Genomic DNA, 19,830 nt, shown 5'->3' on the forward strand with positions numbered 1-19,830 from the left:
TTTTAATGAATAGCTAATCATTAGCTATTAAATTATTTACTAAGCACACGATACTGTTTCATCATCAGTTTATCCATTAATCAACAAGGCAAGTGTAATAATGCAGCAAGCGATCAACAAATCTGAATTTATTAGTAATTTGAGTGCGAATTGTGACAACATGGCAGATACTACTGTCGATGATGCCGTTCGTGAAATATTAAATTTAATGACTCATACTTTGGCTAGTGATGGTCGAGTCGAGGTTCGCGGGTTTGGTAGTTTTTGTCTACATCATCGCCGTGCTCGTGTGGGACGCAACCCTAAGACGGGTGAAAGTGTACCAGTCCCAGCCAAAGCCATTCCACACTTTAAACCAGGTAAGGCTCTGCGTGAAGCAGTCAACGATAAAGTAGCCCATAGCTAATATTTATCTATTATTGACCAAGCACACCTTATCATTCCAAACAGGGGTAACTGTCTCATGCGCTTTTTACTATTTGTATTGCTGTTCTTGAGCTTTGCTTATTCGCTTGGTTTGGTATTAGCAAATAATACCGAGGTCGGAGTCAATTTACTGTTTTCGCAAGCGCCTACGATGAACTTGGGGCTGCTACTCATCCTGTGCTTAATGCTAGGTATTGTCATTGGCATCTTGCTGTCATTGCTCATATTCCGTGTCTTACAGAATAGATGGGAAATATCACGTCTAAATAAGGCGAACACACATTTAGAAGAGCAGCTGACGCAAGCCAATGCGGTTATTGATCGTCAAGCAAGTGCGCCAACGGTGGATGAAGCCGTTTATGGTGCGAGGACTACGAATGTCCAGGGCGGCGCGGAAACTGACTTGAATGCTGGTGGTACGCTGTCCAAGCGTAAACGTGATTAGCTTACTGAGCGATAGCAGTACTGCTGACCTCAAAAATATAATGCTTTGATAATTCTAACATATGGCAAAACCATGAATAACACGATTAATTCTCCAGTGATTGTTGCCCTAGATAACATGACTCTGCAAGCCTCTTTGGCGTTAGCTGATAAGCTAGATCCAACGTTATGCCGATTGAAAGTAGGCAAAGAGTTGTTTACCCGTTGTGGCCCTGAGGTTATTAAGGCGCTACACCAGCGTAATTTCGAAGTATTCTTAGACTTAAAATTTCATGACATTCCTAATACGACTGCTCAAGCAGTAGTGGCTGCAGCCGAACTTGGTGTGTGGATGGTGAACGTCCATGCAAGTGCAGGTCTAGAAGCTATGTCTCTGGCAAAACAACGTTTGCTAGATAAAGATCTTGATACATTGCTTATTGCCGTTACTATATTGACCTCGATGGACAATGAAGCGCTGATGCAAACAGGTATTACTGATGGCTTAGATGCGCAAGTGAGCCGTTTAGCACAATTGACTAAGCAAGCTGGTTTGGATGGTGTGGTTTGCTCTGCACAGGAAGCAAAGGTACTCAAGCAGCTCTGTGGTCCAGACTTTAAGTTGGTCACACCTGGCATTCGATTAGCGGAAGACAGTGCTGATGATCAAAAGCGCATCTGTACGCCGAGTCAAGCATTGGTAGACGGTTCTGATTATCTAGTTATTGGGCGCTCGATCACTCAAGCGACAGATCCTGCGGCTAAGCTGAACAAAATACTTCAGAGTATTTGATATATAGGGTTTGTAGTAGTTAACAGTCAAAAGGCAGCCGTTCAGGCTGCCTTTTGACTGTTCGATGACGGACAGAAAGCTGCTACACTGTTTAGTCTTATGCTTCATAGCATTTTTCAAGTATTGTCGACCATAGTAAATATTTGGCTTGCTAAGCGCTGGCTTAAAGAGTGAGGCTGCACTTGATGTACGTTTGTATGCTGGTGAGATGATCGATAATGACATTACTGGATGATATTGAATAATATGAAATTACAGATATTGAGTGACTTACATATTGATAGTTATGTGCGCCAGTCGCAGCCTATCGGGCATATTCCTAAGACTGATGCAGATATCGTATTGGTAGCAGGAGATACCGCCAATAGTGATAAGGGTATGCCATGGCTACAAGAGCAAGCAGCACGCTTACAAGTGCCTTTGATTACTATCGCAGGCAATCATGAGTACTTTGATGAAGATGTACTGAGTTTTGACCAAAACCTTGCGACTTGGGATAACTACAACACAGCGTCTGGTGAGGGTGTCCGTGTCTTGCAATGTCAGCACATTGATATTGGGGACGTACGGATCTTGGGCTGTACGTTATGGACTGATTACCAGTATCATGCTAATGAAGACACCATGGCTGCTGCTAGGCATTTTATGCGTGATTATAAGCAAATCTATGCTGGTAAAGAGATGTTCTCGCCTGAAATCTCAATGCAAATTCATGCAAAACACCGTCAGTGGTTGCAACAAGCATTGATCACTGCCAAAGCACTGGGTAGAAAGACCATAGTAATGAGCCATCATAGCGTTAGCGCATTGTCCGTGTCCAAAAAATACGCCAACTTACCGAGTAATGCGGCCTTCGTTAGTGATCTATCTGGATGGATGGATGAGGACTGGGCACCAATGCTATGGGTACATGGACATACTCATGAAGCCTTTGATTATCAGATAGGCAATACGCGGGTAGTCGTCAATCCAAGAGCCTATCCCAATGAAGTTAGTAGTACGGCATTAGCGTTTGCATGGGATAGAGTCATCGATATTGGTTAAATTAGCTTTGATATAACATTAAAATACTACCAAATATTTACAAGATATATTGCAACTGAATTTGTATGTTGTTCATTCCTGACAAAAAATCTGCTACGCTTGCTACCATGAGTAAATACCTGAATAATACCCCATCAAAAATATCTACTGACAAGCTTGCGAGTCACACCCCAAGCGCGCCTGCACCTTCGCACCTACCAGATAGTATGATTCCCTCTGTCAGTTTATTACCTGAAGACAAACGTCTGATATTGTTTACTAGGCATTCTTTGCGTGAGCGCTCTGATGGCAATGGGTTTGCCAGTTATCAGCTACCGCTGACGCCTAAAGGTCGCGTATTGGCTAAGTCTTGGGGGCGTTGGCTTGCAGGTCACCTCCCATACTCACTCGATGTCGATAGTATTTCAAGTCCGATTGGACGCTGTATTGATACCGCGCAGTTGATGCAAGAAGGGGCTGGTCTCAAACGTGATATTGCACATCAATCACTATTGGTTGAGCCTGGTAGCCTTGTCACTGAGCCTGAAATAGCAAATCCAGTATTTAAAGAGATTGGGGTGCTAAATTTTATCAATCGCTTTTTGCAAGGCAATCTTGAGGGTACCAAAAATGCCTATCAAGGTGGTCTTGATATTCTATCGCTTTTTTATCAAAACCAACCACAGCAGGGTCATTTAATGCTTGCTGTGAGTCACGATACATTGTTGTCTGCATTTTTAGCAGTGATGTTTGATTTGGTTGAGATTGACTGGAATGACTGGCCAAAGATGATGGAAGGCGTATTCTTATGGTTTGATGACGAACCTTTCGATCAGGCAAACGCGCATTTTATTTGGCGAGGACAAGTATATACCAGGCCGATCAGCTCTTTACTAGAGGGTTATCGGGCAGCGGGCTTTCATCCAAGTAAGTTGCTGCTGCCGCCAACATTGGATTGGCGCTGATTGCTAAAATGCTTAATTTTTATTAGGCATCAATTTAATCATCAACTTGACCCAAGCACCAATGTCATCTAAGCACCAATGTCACCTAAGCAACTCAAAAGCGAGAAACCATTCTAATCTGGTGTTTTATCCTGCTGTTCGGTCTTTGCCATAGGAGAACTGAGAACGATCACCTACGCTACGACCATGTTTCCAGAGGGTCATGCCATACGATAACTGATTGCTCTCCCACGCCTGTAAAGCGTTGGTTACGTTATGGTTGTGATTGAACAGTGCCTCTACCAGTGAAGTCGCATTTGCCGCAGCTTTTGAGGTGCCTGCTGCTGTATGAGGGCGAGGAATAAAAGCCGCATCGCCTATCAGGGCAACGTTGTCGAAAGCCATTTGCGGCACTGTCAAATCCAAAATAGACTGTACAAAGGGCGCTTTAGTTGCGGCTACTAACTTTTTGAAAGGGTCAGCAAGTACACTATCTGCGTAGTGTCGCATTGCTTCCTCAACCGCAGGTGACATCATTTCTGGTGGAATAGAATACTTTCTCTGCTTGCCGTTCTTGTCAGTAAGTATGTGAGCAAGCTCTGTCTTCTCGTCGTAGTTGACGTACCATACCCAATTGAATCGACGTTTTCCTGGAACCAGTGATTCGTTTTCGGCAGGAATGACGTAGGCCAAAATATGGGAGTTTGGGAAATCATAAAATACGAATCGTTCCGTAAATATCTCGGCGGCTTCTGGCTCTAAGTCAGCCTCGTCGACCAAGCCTCTATAAGCCACGTAACCTGCATATTGAGGCTCGTAAGTAGGCAAAAGCTGCCGACGCACTGTTGAGGTTGGGCCGTCAGCACCAATTAATAAGTCTGCAGTCTCATAAGAGCCATCAACGAAAGTAGCGGTTACCTTAGCGCCTTTCGATTGTACCTGCGCCAATACTTTACCCTGATGATAATGCGCATCTGAAAAGTGCCTTCGCATCGAGCGATACAGAATATTCCAAGAGGTAAGTGTCTGACGCATGGCCATTTTTTCAATTTGGCCATTTTTTTGTAGGTAATAACGCTCAAGGGCATCGACACCTAAATTTTCTGTCGCAATGCCTGCTTTTTTGAGGGCGGTGACGACATCGGCCTGCAATACAATACCGCCGCCTCTGCTGTCCAAATCATGAGTAGAGCGCTCATAAATATCTACTTGCCAGCCAATAGAGCGTAATAGTGTCCCTGAAAACAGCCCAGCTAATGAACCACCAATCACGATTGCCCGCTTATTTATTGATTCCACTAAGCCTCTCCTAGATATTTATATGTACATGAGAGTAGCATAAAAAAACCTTGCCCCGGTATGAGAACCAGTGGCAAGGTTTTAGTCATTACGCTATAAAAGCGTGATGCGGTCTAAACAATACAAATCTTAAGCTTGTAGGCCTTTGATTGTTTTGTTTAGGCGGCTCTTGCGACGAGCAGCTTTATTCTTATGAATAATACCTTTGTCAGCCATACGATCAATAACTGGTACCGCTTTTTTGTAAGCTTCGGTAGCCGCGTTATAATCTTTAGCTTCGATAGCCGCATCAACACGTTTTAAGTAAGTACGAACCATAGAGCGTTGTGACGCAGAGTTCTGACGACGTTTGGTGTTTTGACGGGCGCGTTTACGAGCTTGTGCAGTATTAGCCACGCGTATCTCCTTGATAAAGACAGATAAAAATATGAATGTTGATTGCAATAATGGGTTTAACAATCATCGGTGACGAGCAGCCTCTCGTCAAACATGATGTCGATGTCTGATATTAAAGTATCTAATATGAATAGATCATCGAAAGCGCCAGAACTGTTTGGAATAATTAAACAGCGTTGACGTGTAAAGCCGGTTATCTTAGCAAATTATTGAGCATAGGACAATATATTTGATGATTAATGCTCAAAGAAGTGGTGTAATTTTATAAATTTGGCGCATTTAGATAACGAAACCAATCATAGACACTAGAAGATATAAGTAGCTGATAAAATCTTTTACAATATATTGTGCATAATGGCGTCAGCTGGCTATGAATTTAGGTATGATATCCTAACGATAGACCTTAGCATGGGTCATTCTTCATCAATATAGAATTTTTAATGTCATATAAGTGGATAGAGTATGCAGCGAAAAGCGATTGTGATTGGCGCAACGGGATTGGTAGGGCAGCATTTGGCAAAACAGCTGAGTGAGCTTTATGACACACTGATTGTGATCGCTCGGCGCCCGCCACGCTACATTAATGCCAGCATGCGATTTTATCAGGTTAATGATTTTGAAAACCTCTCTGAGGTGTTCGCAAGCGTCGGTGCTGACCGAACGACAGATGCCTTTAGCTGTCTGGGTACGACCAAAAAACAAGCTGGTAGCGATGAGGCTTTTCGAAAGATAGATCACGATTACAATGTCAACTTTGCCAAACTATGTCGTGATAAAGGTGTGGAAAACTTCTTTCTACTGTCGTCGATGAACGCTGATATCGACAGTCGCTTTTTGTACAATCGTGTCAAGGGCGAGACTGAGCAGTCTATTATGGCATTGGGTTTTACGCAATTGGTGATTTTACGGCCTTCGTTATTGCTAGGCAAGCATCAAGGGCGTCCGCTTGAGAGTATTGGTCAAAAAGCGTTTAAACTGATCTCGCCTTTGGTTTCAGAGTCGCTTTCACTACATCCGATCTCTGCCAAACGTGTCGCTAGTGCTATGGCGATGAGTGCGCATGATATCTATCATCGTAGCAAATACCGCTCCGAACCTCAGACTCAGCAGACAGACATTATCGAAAATAAAAAGATGCTGTCGATGACTCGCGTCAAAAAATAAAGGTGTGGTGTCTTTTCAATGTAGAGTACGTTCTAAAGTTGACATACGAGACTGCTCATCTAGAGTGAGCATTTACCAATGATACGAGCCTAAAATTATAACATTGGCAGAAAATACAGTATCTTTAGTAGGCATAAAAATATCAACGAGCAAACTCATTAATGATAAGGAGTAGAAGAAATGTCAGAATCAATGGAAATGAATAGAGATAATTTTGTGACGTGTGACTTATTGGATGCTAATCCTGAGTCGCAAGTATGCCTACCTAATATAGAAGGTAAGTCTTTTCATAGCTTTGGCGCAAAAGATAAGTTCTGCGGCGAAATCGTGACAGTCAAATGCTTTGAGGACAATAGCCGCGTTAAGTCACTATTGAATAGTAATGGCAAAGATGAAGCGGGCAACGGTAAAGTGCTGGTCGTCGACGGCGGCGGGTCTATGCGCTGTGCACTACTGGGCGATATGATTGCGCAATCAGCCATCGACAATGGCTGGGCTGGCGTGATCGTATATGGGTGTGTACGTGATGTTGATGACATGGCAGCGATGGATATTGGTGTCATGGCGCTTGGTTGTATCCCGCGCAAGTCGACCCGACGTGATGAGGGACAGACAGATATCAAAATCAGCTTTGGTGATTTGACGCTCAACTCAGGCATGTTTGTTTATGCAGATAACAATGGCATTATTGCAAGTTATGAGCCTTTAATAGCGTAAATTATTATTGGTCTAAACTTCATATAATCACTAACAAATATATATCCCAAACGACTATAAAGAAAAAACCCAGTTCAATGATAGAACTGGGTTTTTCGATTGAAAATAAGCAGATCGTTAGTATTTTTCAAGCTCTGAAAGCATCTGCTCACGTGCTTTATAAATTCTGCGTAAGCCAAGCCACAAGCTAATACACATTACGATCAATACCGAAGTAAAAGGCAAGCCGGTGCTTACTGAGCCTGCTTGGATGGTTTTTAGAGCTTGTGCACCGCCGCCATAAAGCAGCGCAATAGCAATAAGACCCTGAGCAACTGCCCAAAATATACGCTGATATATTGACGCTTCAAGTTTACCACCCGCTGTAATCGTGTCGACGACCAAAGAGCCTGAGTCTGATGAGGTCACAAAAAACACCATCACTAAGATAATAGCAATTAAAGAAGTAATGGTTCCTAGAGGAAGGTTTGCCAGCATCTGAAACAAGGTTAAGGACGCATCACTAACCCCACCTGCCAGCTCACCGACTTTATTGTCATATTGACTCAATCCTGACTGTCCAAAGACCGTCATCCAGACGATGGTTACCATGGTAGGGGCTAACATCACTGAAGTAATAAACTCACGTACGGTACGGCCCTTTGAGATACGAGCAATAAACATACCTACAAATGGTGACCAGCTGATCCACCACGCCCAATAAAACACGGTCCAGCCGTGAAAGAACTCACCATCACTGCGGCCTATAGGATTAGATAAAGGGATGATATAAGTTGCATAATCAATAGTGGTGGCGCCTATTTTACTTAGGAGTCCGAGTGAGTCTCCAACGAAGAATACAAACAATAGTAACGCCAAAGCGACTAGCATATTAACGTTGCTCAACAGCTTGACCCCGCCATCGAGACCACGTGCTACTGATATTGTGGCAAGCGCAGTGACGACCACTATGATGGCAATCTCAAGTGAATTACCTGCGAAGTCCCAACCAAACAAATAATTGAGTCCGCTGGCTGCTTGTTGAGCACCCAAGCCTAGTGACGTCGCCAAACCAAATATCGTCGCTAGTACGGCCAATATATCAATAATATGGCCAGGTAACCCCCACGTTTTTTCTTTAAAAATAGGATAAAACACGGAGCGCATGGTCAATGGAAAGCGGAAATTATAAGCAAATAGGGCCAATGATAAACCAACGACGGCATAGATACCCCAAGGGTGCAAACCCCAATGATACATCGTTGCACCCATAGCAGCACGATACGCTTCAGGACTGCCTGCGGTTACGCCAAGTGGTGTACCTGCCCAGCCGCTTGCATAAGCCAATGGTTCAGCCACACTCCAAAACATAAGACCGATGCCCATACCCGCTGCGAACAGCATTGAGAGCCATGAGCCCCGGTTGAAATCAGGTTTGGCATTGATACCGCCAATTCGGATACTGCCATAGGGCGACACAATTAATATTAGACTAAATATCACCATGATATTGGCGGTACTGATAAACAGCCAATCAAAACTATTGACCACCCAATCCTGAGTACCATTGAGCCAAGCGTTAGCTATATTAGGTAGTAATAATGCAAATAAAACAAAGCCAATAACGGCAAACGCGGTAAAGAAGAATACAGGTCTGTGTAAATCTAACCCTAATATCTCAGTGTTATTTTCACCAGTGGTATGCTCAGTGGTATAGAGTCTGCGACGGAACTTGTCGAGAAGGTGCTTTGGAATCTGTTTTTGCTCGTTCATAGGTGACGAATCTCCTGATGAGTTAGCTGAGCTGGACACCGTCAAAGTATCGACTACTCATTAATAGTAAATAGTTTTTGGCAGCTACAAGCTTTAAATTTTAGGTGATATAAAAGGGCTTCTAAGGATCTATAAATCGTAAAAGCTACTGAGTAATTGACACTCAGTCAGAAGCCTTTATAGGAGATAATTGTTTAAGCTAATATGCGAAAGCGTATATAAAAACAATAAAATGCTAATAATAGAAAGAGAGCTCAAAACAATAAACGTTAAGATCGGTAATTATAAAAAGCGTGCCATACTAACAAACTGTTTGGTTTTGTCAAATCGTATTGGTAATTGCTCAAATATTCGTATAATAGCTTTCTAATTCCCTAACTTTGATCCTATCTTTTATGCCTATTACTGCTTTGACTGATGCGTTCGACCCTATTAACCAGCAGTTGTTTCCTATCCAAAATGCCGAGCGGCGTTGGCTAGCGCCTGTCCATGGTGCGGTCAGTAGCTTGTGGTTGGCAAGTTTGGTTCAGACGCCACTATGGAATGTTGCCGAGCGATTAAAGGTCGTGGTGGCACGCGACCAAAACCAACTCAATCAGATAGAAACCGAGCTGGCATTTTGCGGGGTCGATGCCTATGTGTTCCCCGACTGGGAAACACTGACATATGATGAGCTGTCCCCGCATCAAGATATCGTCAGCGAACGTATTAACTTGTTGACAGATATGCCAAGCTCAGGCGTGCTACTTATCTCAGTACAGGCGCTAATGCATCGCGTGGCGCCGCCGAGTTGGTTAATCGGTCAGCATTTTGATTTGAGTGTTGGCGATCGGTTCGATATCAGCACTCAACGCGGGCTATTGGCAAAAGCGGGCTACCGTGCTGTTGACAATGTCTTTGAGCCTGGTGAGTTTGCTGTACGTGGCAGCATTATTGATATTTTTGCTATGGGTCAGCCTTTCCCGTTGCGTTTGGACCTATTTGACGATGAAATCGAAACCATTCGCTTTTTTCATCCGCAAACGCAGCGTACTTTGACCGCTGACGATCTCAAGGCAATGCTAACGGGTAATGATACCAGTATGGGCAAAGAGTCACTGTCGCTACTACATAAGATGCCGGATATTTCTAAGCCTATCGAGCAGTTTCAAATACTTCCCGCAAAAGAGTTCCCACTGGATGAGGGTCGCGAGACCTTCCGCATGAATTTTGCGGCCATGTTCCCTAATGCCAGTAGCCGCAAGTCTGAGCTGCATAAAGATGTGATGGCAGGTATTGCGAGTAGCGGACTGGAATATTATCAGCCGCTATTTTTTGATTTAAAAGACTGGCAAGAAGAGAGTAGTTTATTCTCTTACCTACCCAATGACGCGTTGTTTATCACAGATGAGCTGATCAACGAAAAGCAGGCAGATTATTGGTCACAGATCCAGCGCCGTTATGAGGAGCGTCGGCACGATATTGATAAGCCTATCGTTGACCCTGCGCTGTTATATCTATTATCTAACGCGCTCAATGAGCAGTTAAACCAGTACCCGCGAGTGATACTAAGCGCACGCGATGAGCTAGCGACACAGGATATTGAAAGTAAACTCCCATCTGAGAGGCAGCTGCCGCTCGATATCATTGATAATGAGACTAAACAGCAAGGCCTAGTCACATTAAGTGCGCAAAAACCGCCAGAGCTGGCAGTCAACCACCAAAAATCTGAACCTTTGACTGAGCTACTAGCGTTCTTAACCACACAACAAGAAACAGCAACACCAGTACTAATCGTCGCAGAAACCGCTGGCCGTCGTGAGATTCTCATTGAACTGTTTAAAGGCAAGATTGATATCAAGGCATACGATAGTTTTGACGCATTCTTAGCAGCAGATAAAACGAGTGCTATGAATAATGCTCGTCTACCGCATGTCGGTCTGACTGTGGCTCCGATTGAGCGCGGTGTCTACGTGCCTGAACGCTTAGTATTAATCAGTGAGACGCAGCTGTTCGGTCGTCAAGTCTTACAAACGCGTCGCCGTCGTCAAAGCGGTGTATCAGAAGAGTTCTTAGTCAAAAGCGTCACTGAGATAACAGACGGTAGCCCAGTGGTTCATATTGAGCATGGTATCGGTCGCTATAACGGTCTGATTACGCTAGATGTGGGCGATGGTGAGCAAGAATTTATTCATTTAAAATATGATGATGATGCCAGTATCTATGTACCGGTCGCTAATCTGCAAATGATCAGTCGCTACAGTGGCGGTGATCCAGCGTTAGCACCGCTCCATAAGATTGGTAGTGGTAAGTGGGATAGGGCCAAGCAAAAGGCGTTAGAACAGATTCATGATGTTGCCGCAGAGCTGCTCAACATGCAAGCGAGGCGTGAGGCTAAAGTTGGCATCCACTTTAAAATAGACCCGTCGCAATATGAGCTATTTGCCAGTCAATTTGCGTTTGAAGAGACTGCTGACCAAGCCAATGCCATCCATGCCGTTATGGAAGACATGAGACAAAACCAGCCAATGGATCGTCTCATTTGCGGAGATGTTGGCTTTGGCAAAACAGAAGTGGCCATGCGCGCCGCTTTCATTGCCGTCAGTGCAGGTTATCAAGTGGCGGTATTGGTACCTACCACACTGCTCGCAGGACAGCACGAAGACAACTTCCGCGATCGTTTCGCTGATTGGCCAGTGCGTATTGAGAGCTTGTCACGTTTCGGTGGTAAAAAACATCAAGACATGGTGCTGGCGGATTTGGCTGATGGTAAAGTCGATATCGTGATTGGTACTCATAAACTATTACAGCCCGATGTGAAGTTTGCCAACCTTGGGCTGATGATCGTTGATGAAGAGCACCGATTTGGCGTGCGCCACAAAGAGCGTATTAAGGCTATTCAGACAGATGTAGACAGTATGTCTATGACAGCGACGCCTATTCCTAGAACGCTTAATATGGCGCTCTCAGGCATGCGTGATATGTCTATTATCGCAACCCCACCTGCACGCCGACTTGCCATCAAAACTTTTGTCATGCAAAAGACAGAAGCATTGATGAAAGAGGCTATCCTACGTGAGCTGCTACGCGGCGGGCAGGTATATCTATTACATAACGATGTGGCTAGTATTGAGCGTATGGCAGAGACCATTCGTGACCTAGTACCAGAAGCGCGAGTAGGTGTCGCTCACGGGCAAATGCAAGAGCGCCAACTTGAGCAAATCATGCAGCAGTTCTATCACAAAAAGTTTAATGTACTGGTATGCTCGACTATCATCGAAACCGGTATCGATGTGCCCAATGCCAATACCATTATCATTGAGCGTGCTGATAAATTTGGTCTGGCGCAATTACACCAGCTGCGAGGCCGCGTAGGACGTAGTCATCATCAGGCGTATTGCTACTTATTAGTGCCTTCTCTTAAAGGTCTTAAAGGAGATGCCAAGCGTCGCCTCCACGCGATTGAACGCGCCAATACACTTGGTGCAGGCTTTATGCTGGCGAGTGAAGATCTAGAGATTCGCGGAGCAGGTGAGATATTGGGTAAACAGCAAAGTGGTAATATGCAAGCGATTGGTTTTAGCCTGTATATGGATATGCTGGAGCGAGCGACTAAGGCAATAAAGGCCGGTAAAGAGCCTGACTTGAACACGCCATTATCGCTAACCAGCGAGATTAACTTGCATAGCTCGGCGCTTATTCCAGAAGAGTATCTACACGACGTACATCAGCGCTTATTGTTTTATAAACGCATTAGTAACACCGATGACAAAGAATCGTTGACGGATATTCGTACAGAGATGATTGACCGCTTTGGCGCGTTACCGGACCAAACCAAGCAGCTATTCGCCATTCATGGACTACGTTTGCAAGCAGAACCACTGAAGATCAACAAGATTGATGCGAATAGTAGTAGTATGACGCTGGAGTTTGCGCCAGATACGCCAGTCGATGCCTTAGCTATTATTAAGCTAATTCAATCGAATGGTCAGCATTACCGTATGAATGGCGCATCTGGTATTCGCTATCAACATAGCGATAAGTTGGCAACATCGCAGCAGCGCGTGACGGTCATACAAGAACTGTTGCGCTATTTCAGCGAGCATATGGTGACAGAGCCTGCTTAGTACTTAGCTGGATATCAAGTAGGCTAGGTAATCATACTAAGGCAATAAATTATGATGCTATTTTATCAACCCGATAACTGATAAAATAGCCAAACTGTATTTTACCTTTTATATTTTGTACCTACTTTTATTTGCATTAAACAACAAGAGAACCGTCATTATGTTCCAACTTCATCATAAACTTGCTGCTGATAGTTTTTTAGTAGGGGATTTTCCATTATCCACTTGTCGTTTAATTAATGACTGTCAATTTCCATGGCTGATATTAGTGCCGCGCGTATCAGGTATCAAAGAGCTTTACGAGCTGTCTGAAGCAGATCAGACTCAGTTTTTGCGTGAGTCGAGCTGGTTATCGAGCCAGTTAGCTAAAACGTTTCAAGCTGACAAGATGAATGTCGCTGCCCTTGGTAACCAAGTACCCCAACTTCATTTTCACCATATTGTCCGTTATCAAAACGACATGCAATGGCCACATCCAGTATGGGGTGTACCAGCAGTCCCTTATACCAAAGAAGTGTTGGCACAAATGCAGCAGACATTGATGATGGCACTACGCGGTCATCATCAAATGCCGTTCGATTGGCAAATGTAGTAAGTGATCGACACTATTGTTAGTTGATACTATTTATTAATAGTGCCGCTAACAAAAGAAATCGGTAATAAAAAATATTCGATGTGTCAGTGTAACTACGACAGTTATGAAATAATAAATAATGCAGAAATGAAAAGAAGCCAGATACCTGATTGTATCTGGCTTCTTTTTTAATGCTATTAGGTGTTTGCAGCCATGAAGCGCTACGAACCAGCAGTGCAATTAGATGATAAATGGTGTTTTTTTAGTTACCGATGACCTAGGTTTCGTACTATTTAAAAAGTATAATATATTATTAGATATATCTTATGATTATTTATCATAAAGACAAAGTGCCTATACATGTTATCCTTATATGTCTTGTCTCTTCGATAGTCCGTCTTATTTAAGTGAACACTCAATATGCCTTTTAAAGAGACATTGAAACCAAAAACTTTATTAGAGGGTAAAGGCATCTGCCGATTTGACTACCCAGAAGTTTTTGTTTTAATACTCACGGTCATGTTACTCGCTGTATACTACGACTTTCGTCCCACCTCAATGGCATTGCTAGTTATCATCGCATTGCCTAGTCTCATGATTCTCATCTATAACTATCGACGCCAAACCAACTTTTGGACGTCCAACATTGTCATTGTTTTGCTGGCAGTTGTTATTGGCGTGACACAGTTTTGCATCATTATATCGCTCAGCTTGGCGTCTTTGATTGCCGTTAGAATCATTCTGAATAAGCCTCAGAATCGCCTAAGATTGTTTACCGTAGCCTTAGTGACTGCTGTCATTTTCTATTATGTCAGCGCCATTCTAAGACCCAGTGGAATAGAATGTAATGATAGCTGGTTACCACCTACAGTACTATTGGCAAGTATGGCTGTAATTCTATGCCAGTTTCGGCGTATGTATGGAGAGTATGTTGCCTACAAATCATGTGCTCAGCAGGCAGGTGAGCGTTTGAGTACGATGGTATCAGTTATCAATAAGCTGACTCGTTTTGTACCACCGCAAATCTGGGAGCCCATTGTCAGAACAGATAGTCCAGTCAGTGTATCCAACAAGCGTGCTAAATTAACCATTATGTTCTCAGACATCGTAGGCTTTACGGAGCTTTCTGATAGTTTAAGTGCGGATAATTTGGCTGATATTTTGAATACCTATATGCATTGTATGACGTTGATTGCCGAAAAGCATGGGGCTGTACTGGACAAGTTTATTGGCGATGGTATGGTCTGTTTTTTTGGAGAGCCTGATAGCCGTGGTTCACGTCAAGATGCATTAGACTGTGTGGCAATGGCGATAGATATGCGCCGAGAGATGCGCACCTTACGTCAGAAGTGGCGGCTTATGGGGTTTGAGGGTTTGTATATACGCATCGGTATTACCACGGGCTATTGCCACGTTGGTAATTTCGGGAGCAACAATCGCCTCAGCTATACGCTCATCGGTAAAGAAGCTAACCTAGCATCAAGGCTTGAAGCACATGCTGGCAAAGATGAGATACTGGTCAGCGAAAGCACCTATGATTATATTTGCCATAACTATGAGTGTCAGCATGCTGGTGCGTTTCGACTAAAGGGTTTTGATAATAAAATTGACGCATGGCAGGTGTTTGACCCTGATGCTAATAAAGGTCACTTGTCTAAATGGGTGGATCATACCTTGCCGGGTTTTAACTTGCATTTGAACTTTAAAGATATGAAAGACAATGATTATCAGGACATCAGAACACGCTTGAATTTTGCGCTTGAGCGTATCGAGCAAGAAGAAGAAAAGCTGGCCACTAGCATAGCTGAAGAAAGTAAACGCCATAGTACTCAGAAAAAGTCATGATATGAGCAGTAATATCGTGGCATGTTATTGATGAAAAAAGCCAGCTATTTAATCATAGCTGGCTTTTTTGAGAGTGAAATACAACTTATTATTTATTAATGATTTTCTTTTGCATGGTTCAGCGTATATTTGGGTACTTCGATGGTTAAATCCTCATCATCAAGCATGACCTGACATGACAGACGCGAGTCAGGTTCTAAACCCCATGCGCGATCCAATAGATCCGCTTCCACATCATCCATCTCATCTAGACTATTAAAACCTTTGCGTACGACAACGTGACACGTCGTGCACGCTTTTGACATCTCACAAGCATGCTCAATTTTGATGCCTTTTCCTAATAACGCTTTGCATAGGTTTTCGCCAGACTCTAGCTCAACTTCTGCACCTTCTGGGCAAATTTCGTGATGGGGTAGTACAGTAACTTTTGGCATAAATTATGTGTCCAATGCTAATCAATCTAAAAATAAGAAATTAGCTTAGTATAATGACTAAGCTATCATTTTAAGCGTATCGCTTACCAGTCTTTAGCACTAGTACCTGCCATGCTGGCTTTGACGCTTTGATTCATAATGCGAGCAGCAAAAGCATCGCTATGTGGCTTGAGCTGAGCCTGCTGCGCTTCTATAAGTGTTAAATCGCTAGTGCCAAGTGCGGTCTTCAGTGCTTGTATTTGCTCTGCTAAAGACTGCTGCTCATCAGAATAGAGTAGCGCTGCAAACTCGTTCAGTGCAGACTCTAAAGCCAACACTTCACGTTCAGCTTCTACCTTGGTTTCAATTAAAGAACGCGTATTTTTATCTTCTTCTGCATGCTTAAACCCAGCAACCAGCAATTGTTCTTTTTGCTCATCAGACAAACCATAAGACGGCACAATTTCGATCTTACTTTCTGTTTTGGTCGTCGTTTCCTGAGCACTGACAGTAAGCTGACCATTGGCATCGATACTAAAGGTGACTTCGATACGAGCAAACCCAGCTTTCATAGGCGGAATACCATATAGCTCAAAACGTCCAAGCGAGCGGCAATTTTCGACGGTTTCGCGTTCGCCTTGTACCACATGGATAACCATGCCAGTTTGACCATCTTGATAAGTAGTAAACACTTGGCGTTTTTTGACAGGAATAGGCGTGTTACGCGGAATCAGTACTTCAACAAGGCCACCCATGGTCTCAAGACCTAATGACAATGGCGTCACATCTAACAACAATAGGTTGCTATCACTGTCGCCATTGACCAACTGGTGAGCAGTTTGAGCCGCGCCTAAAGCAACGACTTCATCTGGATTGAGACGAGAAAGCGGCTGCTTAGCAAAAAATTCAGTAACGACTGCTTGTATGGCGGGCATACGGGTTGAACCGCCAACTAAAATCACTTCGTCTAAATCTGTAGCATTTAGCTTAGCATCGCGCAGTACTTGTTCACATACGCTCAAAGTACGACGACTAACAGGCTCGACAATAGCTAACACGTCTTCACGGCTTAGTGTGCCTTTGTAAGACTGTCCGTTGACAGTAACGTCAATATCAACCTGTTCTGCTTCAGTTAGTGCTTGCTTATAAGCTTTGGCTTGTTGTGCGAGTATCGATTTGTCATGAAGGCTTACCTGTTTTGGATCAATACTCAACTGCTTGATGATCCAGTTGGTAATAAGACGGTCAATATCGTCCCCGCCTAGCGCACTGTTACCGCCTGTTGCCAATACTTCAAAGACGCCATCATTCAACTTTAAGATAGACACATCAAAAGTACCACCGCCCAAATCATAGATTAGGTAATAGTTTTCTTTGTTATCATTTTGATGTTGCTGATCAAGGCCGTAAGCGACCGCGGCAGCAGTTGGTTCATTCAACAAACGTAGTACATTGATGCCAGCCGCTTGGGCAGCATCTTTAGTAGCTTGACGCTGCGCTTCATCGAAGTAGGCAGGAACCGTAATGACAGCGCCTTCTATGCTATCTGCAGGTAGGGCACTTGCTGCACGTTGCTCAAGCGCCGCCAATATACGAGCTGATACTTCCACAGGTGACACTTCACCTTGAGCCGTGACAAATGCTGGCATAGCATCTGTATTACCAGACAACTCATAAGGATGAGAAAATTTGATATCAGCTTGGCTACGACCCATAAAACGCTTAGCCGAGACGATCGTATTTTTTGGATCGTCTGCTAAATGAGATAAGGCATCATAGCCCACTAATGGGTTACCTGTCGCTGGATAATAGACTACAGAAGGCAACAACGTATCTGACGCTTTGCCTGCTTCTAAGACTTGCGCCTTGCCTGAACGTACTACGGCGACCAGTGAGCGCGTGGTGCCAAGATCAATCCCTAGACCAAAACGATGCTGGTGAGGTTGGGCGCTTTGATTGGGTTCGGCAATTTGCATTAAAGACATAAGAATAACTCAGGGATAAAATGAATAAGTAAAATGGAACAAGTATAGTGTAGATATAACAGCTACGTTCTCACATTAAGGACAGAAAATCTTGGCAGTCATGCATACTTAGGGTTAGAGATTATACGGCATAGTTGATATTAATTTAACCATCTATACAGAATCTAACGCCAAAACTAAAATCTAATTGTCAAAAAATACACAACCTACGGACATCTAAACATAGAGATCGTCATCATCTGAATGCGCTGTATTGGCGACATCATCGAGACCAGTCATCACATCAGCATTTAGCTTAACTAAGAATTTCAGTTTTTGCGTCGCATCAATGGCTGTACCCCAGTCTTGCTCTGTATAAGCAGCATTAAAGCGTTCAGACTGATTGTTCAAGCGTGCTGTAATTTGAGGATGTAACTGCTGCAAGGTTGCAAGGTCTTTACCTGTAATAGCGTCATCTAGATCCATTCGCATTTCCATCGCATCTTCTAAAAAATCCAAATCTGCAATTGAGTGCTCTACATTTTGAGCTTGATCTGCCATATCCAATAGATAACCAGCACGGCTATCAGGTGCGCTGAGCGTTTGGTATGCTTGGTTGATGATAGCGGAGGCTTGCTCTGATTGCTGCTGAGCTTGCTTAGTATCTGCTAAATTCTTTGCGACATTATCAGGATGATAGCGCTTTTGTAATAGACGTAGATGTTGATCCAGACTGTCTTGGTTGACTTCAAATTGTACAGGTTGCTCGAATAGGGCAAAGAAGTTCCCAAATTGCGTGTCTAGAATAGAGTCTGTCATATCATACGCCTTACTTTTTATTTGTTTTTTAAAGTCTTTATTTGGCTAGTAGCTCATCGAATTATCAGACAGTAAAAGATTCACCGCAGCCACATTCGCCTTTCTGATTAGGATTGGTGAATTTGAAGCCTTCATTTAAACCTTCTTTTTCGTAGTCCATTAACAAACCGTCTAAATACACTAGGCTTTTAGGATCGATAAAAATGCTCACACCGCGGCTTTCATAGCGCGTGTCATTCTCATCAGGAGTATCTACAAACTCCAAGACATAAGCCAAACCCGAGCAACCCGCTGTACGGATGCCAACGCGAATGCCTTCACCTTTACCGCGATTGTCCAAAAAGTCTCGAACATGCTGAGCGGCGCGTTCTGTCATTTCAATCATGCCAACTCCCATTGACTATTAATAATCATAAGTATTAATAAAAATTTGTATAAATTGGCAACTAAAATTAGAAGTTTGCCAAAATAATAGACTAGCGACTACCAGAAAACAAAAGGTGACAATTACATAATGTCATTGTCACCTCTTTAGCGTCAGTAGCTATTTAGATATTGCCACTTTAGCATTGCTAGTAAATCATAACGCAGACGCTAATAGGTTGAGCTTAGATAGCAGCTTCTTCTGCCGTTACTGCTGTACCGTGCTTACCTTTATAGTCGCTGATAGCTGCTTTAATAGCGTCTTCTGCAAGTACAGAGCAATGGACCTTTACTGGTGGTAACGCTAACTCTTGAGCAATATCATTGTTTTTGATTTCGCCAGCTTGATCCAAGCTCTTGCCTTTTAGCCACTCAGTAACAAGCGAGCTTGAAGCAATGGCTGAACCGCAGCCATAAGTTTTGAAGCGTGCGTCTTCGATAATGCCATTATCATCAACTTGGATTTGTAGGCGCATTACATCGCCACAAGCTGGGGCACCGACCATGCCGGTACCAACGTTTTTGGCATTTTTATCAAGATTACCAACGTTGCGTGGGTTTTCGTAATGATCAATAACTTGGTCACTATAGGCCATGGGGTTTTCTCCTGGTTAGATGATGAATAGTCGTTTGTTAACTTTGAATGTCCGACTACTCATCGATAATTGGGGTCAAACGCTTAACTTAATTGTCTAATCAATCGTTTAATAAACTATATATGGTTACTTAATACTAAAAAGCTATACTAA

The 19,830-nt window shown here is 43.4% G+C and carries 18 protein-coding genes; 10 read left to right on the forward strand and 8 right to left on the reverse strand.

Features of this window, described 5'->3' with window-relative positions; all coding sequences use genetic code 11:
- Positions 1–100: 100 nt before the first annotated feature.
- The 5 genes from AC5JPY_RS11980 to AC5JPY_RS12000 all read left to right on the forward strand — a co-directional run bounded on the left by AC5JPY_RS11980 (position 101) and on the right by AC5JPY_RS12000 (position 3,630).
- Positions 101–406: an integration host factor subunit beta gene (locus AC5JPY_RS11980; RefSeq protein WP_319050085.1), complete on the forward strand. Its 306-nt coding sequence runs from the start codon at positions 101–103 to the stop codon at positions 404–406.
- Between the two features lie 57 nt (positions 407–463).
- On the forward strand, positions 464–871 hold the full coding sequence (locus AC5JPY_RS11985; RefSeq protein WP_493852578.1) for a lipopolysaccharide assembly protein LapA domain-containing protein: 408 nt from the start codon (positions 464–466) through the stop codon (positions 869–871).
- 72 nt (positions 872–943) lie between these two features.
- On the forward strand, positions 944–1,642 hold the full coding sequence (gene pyrF / locus AC5JPY_RS11990; protein ID WP_493852579.1) for an orotidine-5'-phosphate decarboxylase: 699 nt from the start codon (positions 944–946) through the stop codon (positions 1,640–1,642).
- Between the two features lie 246 nt (positions 1,643–1,888).
- The gene (locus AC5JPY_RS11995) at positions 1,889–2,686 is read left to right on the forward strand and encodes a metallophosphoesterase (protein WP_493852580.1); all 798 of its coding nucleotides are present in this window, start codon (positions 1,889–1,891) and stop codon (positions 2,684–2,686) included.
- 107 nt (positions 2,687–2,793) lie between these two features.
- On the forward strand, positions 2,794–3,630 hold the full coding sequence (locus AC5JPY_RS12000) for a histidine phosphatase family protein (protein ID WP_493852738.1): 837 nt from the start codon (positions 2,794–2,796) through the stop codon (positions 3,628–3,630).
- A gap of 126 nt (positions 3,631–3,756) precedes the next feature.
- On the opposite strand, the gene AC5JPY_RS12005 is transcribed toward AC5JPY_RS12000, so the two are convergent.
- A complete protein-coding gene (locus tag AC5JPY_RS12005) occupies positions 3,757–4,908 on the reverse strand; it encodes an FAD binding domain-containing protein (protein WP_493852581.1) in 1,152 nt (383 codons plus the stop codon).
- A 129-nt stretch (positions 4,909–5,037) separates the two neighbouring features.
- Positions 5,038–5,304: a 30S ribosomal protein S20 gene (gene rpsT / locus AC5JPY_RS12010; protein ID WP_493852582.1), complete on the reverse strand. Its 267-nt coding sequence runs from the start codon at positions 5,302–5,304 to the stop codon at positions 5,038–5,040.
- Between the two features lie 462 nt (positions 5,305–5,766).
- Here rpsT and AC5JPY_RS12015 point away from each other — a divergent pair, with 462 nt between their 5' ends.
- Both AC5JPY_RS12015 and rraA read left to right on the forward strand, forming a co-directional pair.
- Positions 5,767–6,468 carry an NAD-dependent epimerase/dehydratase family protein gene (locus tag AC5JPY_RS12015; protein WP_493843500.1) on the forward strand — a complete coding sequence of 234 codons (702 nt, stop codon included), beginning with the start codon at positions 5,767–5,769 and terminating at the stop codon, positions 6,466–6,468.
- A gap of 198 nt (positions 6,469–6,666) precedes the next feature.
- Positions 6,667–7,185, forward strand: a complete 519-nt coding sequence (rraA, locus tag AC5JPY_RS12020; protein ID WP_493852739.1) for a ribonuclease E activity regulator RraA — start codon at positions 6,667–6,669, stop codon at positions 7,183–7,185.
- Positions 7,186–7,302: 117 nt separating this feature from the next.
- On the opposite strand, the gene AC5JPY_RS12025 is transcribed toward rraA, so the two are convergent.
- A complete protein-coding gene (locus AC5JPY_RS12025) occupies positions 7,303–8,937 on the reverse strand; it encodes a BCCT family transporter (RefSeq protein WP_493852583.1) in 1,635 nt (544 codons plus the stop codon).
- Positions 8,938–9,332: 395 nt separating this feature from the next.
- On the opposite strand from AC5JPY_RS12025, the gene mfd reads away from it, so the two are divergent.
- The 3 genes from mfd to AC5JPY_RS12040 all read left to right on the forward strand — a co-directional run bounded on the left by mfd (position 9,333) and on the right by AC5JPY_RS12040 (position 15,462).
- A complete protein-coding gene (mfd, locus tag AC5JPY_RS12030; RefSeq protein WP_493852584.1) occupies positions 9,333–13,043 on the forward strand; it encodes a transcription-repair coupling factor in 3,711 nt (1,236 codons plus the stop codon).
- 160 nt (positions 13,044–13,203) lie between these two features.
- A complete protein-coding gene (locus AC5JPY_RS12035) occupies positions 13,204–13,635 on the forward strand; it encodes an HIT domain-containing protein (protein WP_493852585.1) in 432 nt (143 codons plus the stop codon).
- A gap of 402 nt (positions 13,636–14,037) precedes the next feature.
- Positions 14,038–15,462 (forward strand): adenylate/guanylate cyclase domain-containing protein, encoded by a 1,425-nt coding sequence (locus AC5JPY_RS12040; RefSeq protein WP_493852586.1) that lies wholly within the window; start codon positions 14,038–14,040, stop codon positions 15,460–15,462.
- 95 nt (positions 15,463–15,557) lie between these two features.
- On the opposite strand, the gene fdx is transcribed toward AC5JPY_RS12040, so the two are convergent.
- The 5 genes from fdx to iscU all read right to left on the reverse strand — a co-directional run bounded on the left by fdx (position 15,558) and on the right by iscU (position 19,677).
- A complete protein-coding gene (gene fdx / locus AC5JPY_RS12045) occupies positions 15,558–15,896 on the reverse strand; it encodes an ISC system 2Fe-2S type ferredoxin (RefSeq protein WP_319050095.1) in 339 nt (112 codons plus the stop codon).
- 83 nt (positions 15,897–15,979) lie between these two features.
- Complete coding sequence (gene hscA, locus AC5JPY_RS12050; RefSeq protein WP_493852587.1) at positions 15,980–17,860, reverse strand: Fe-S protein assembly chaperone HscA; 1,881 nt, start codon at positions 17,858–17,860, stop codon at positions 15,980–15,982.
- 216 nt (positions 17,861–18,076) lie between these two features.
- Positions 18,077–18,658, reverse strand: coding sequence for a Fe-S protein assembly co-chaperone HscB (hscB, locus tag AC5JPY_RS12055; RefSeq protein WP_493852588.1), 582 nt, complete (start codon positions 18,656–18,658; stop codon positions 18,077–18,079).
- 64 nt (positions 18,659–18,722) lie between these two features.
- Entirely contained in the window at positions 18,723–19,043 is a 321-nt protein-coding gene (iscA, locus tag AC5JPY_RS12060) for an iron-sulfur cluster assembly protein IscA (protein ID WP_021814983.1), read from the reverse strand.
- A gap of 223 nt (positions 19,044–19,266) precedes the next feature.
- Entirely contained in the window at positions 19,267–19,677 is a 411-nt protein-coding gene (iscU, locus tag AC5JPY_RS12065) for a Fe-S cluster assembly scaffold IscU (RefSeq protein ID WP_319050099.1), read from the reverse strand.
- Positions 19,678–19,830: the final 153 nt, after the last annotated feature.

Source organism: Psychrobacter sp. H27, from assembly GCF_059072655.1.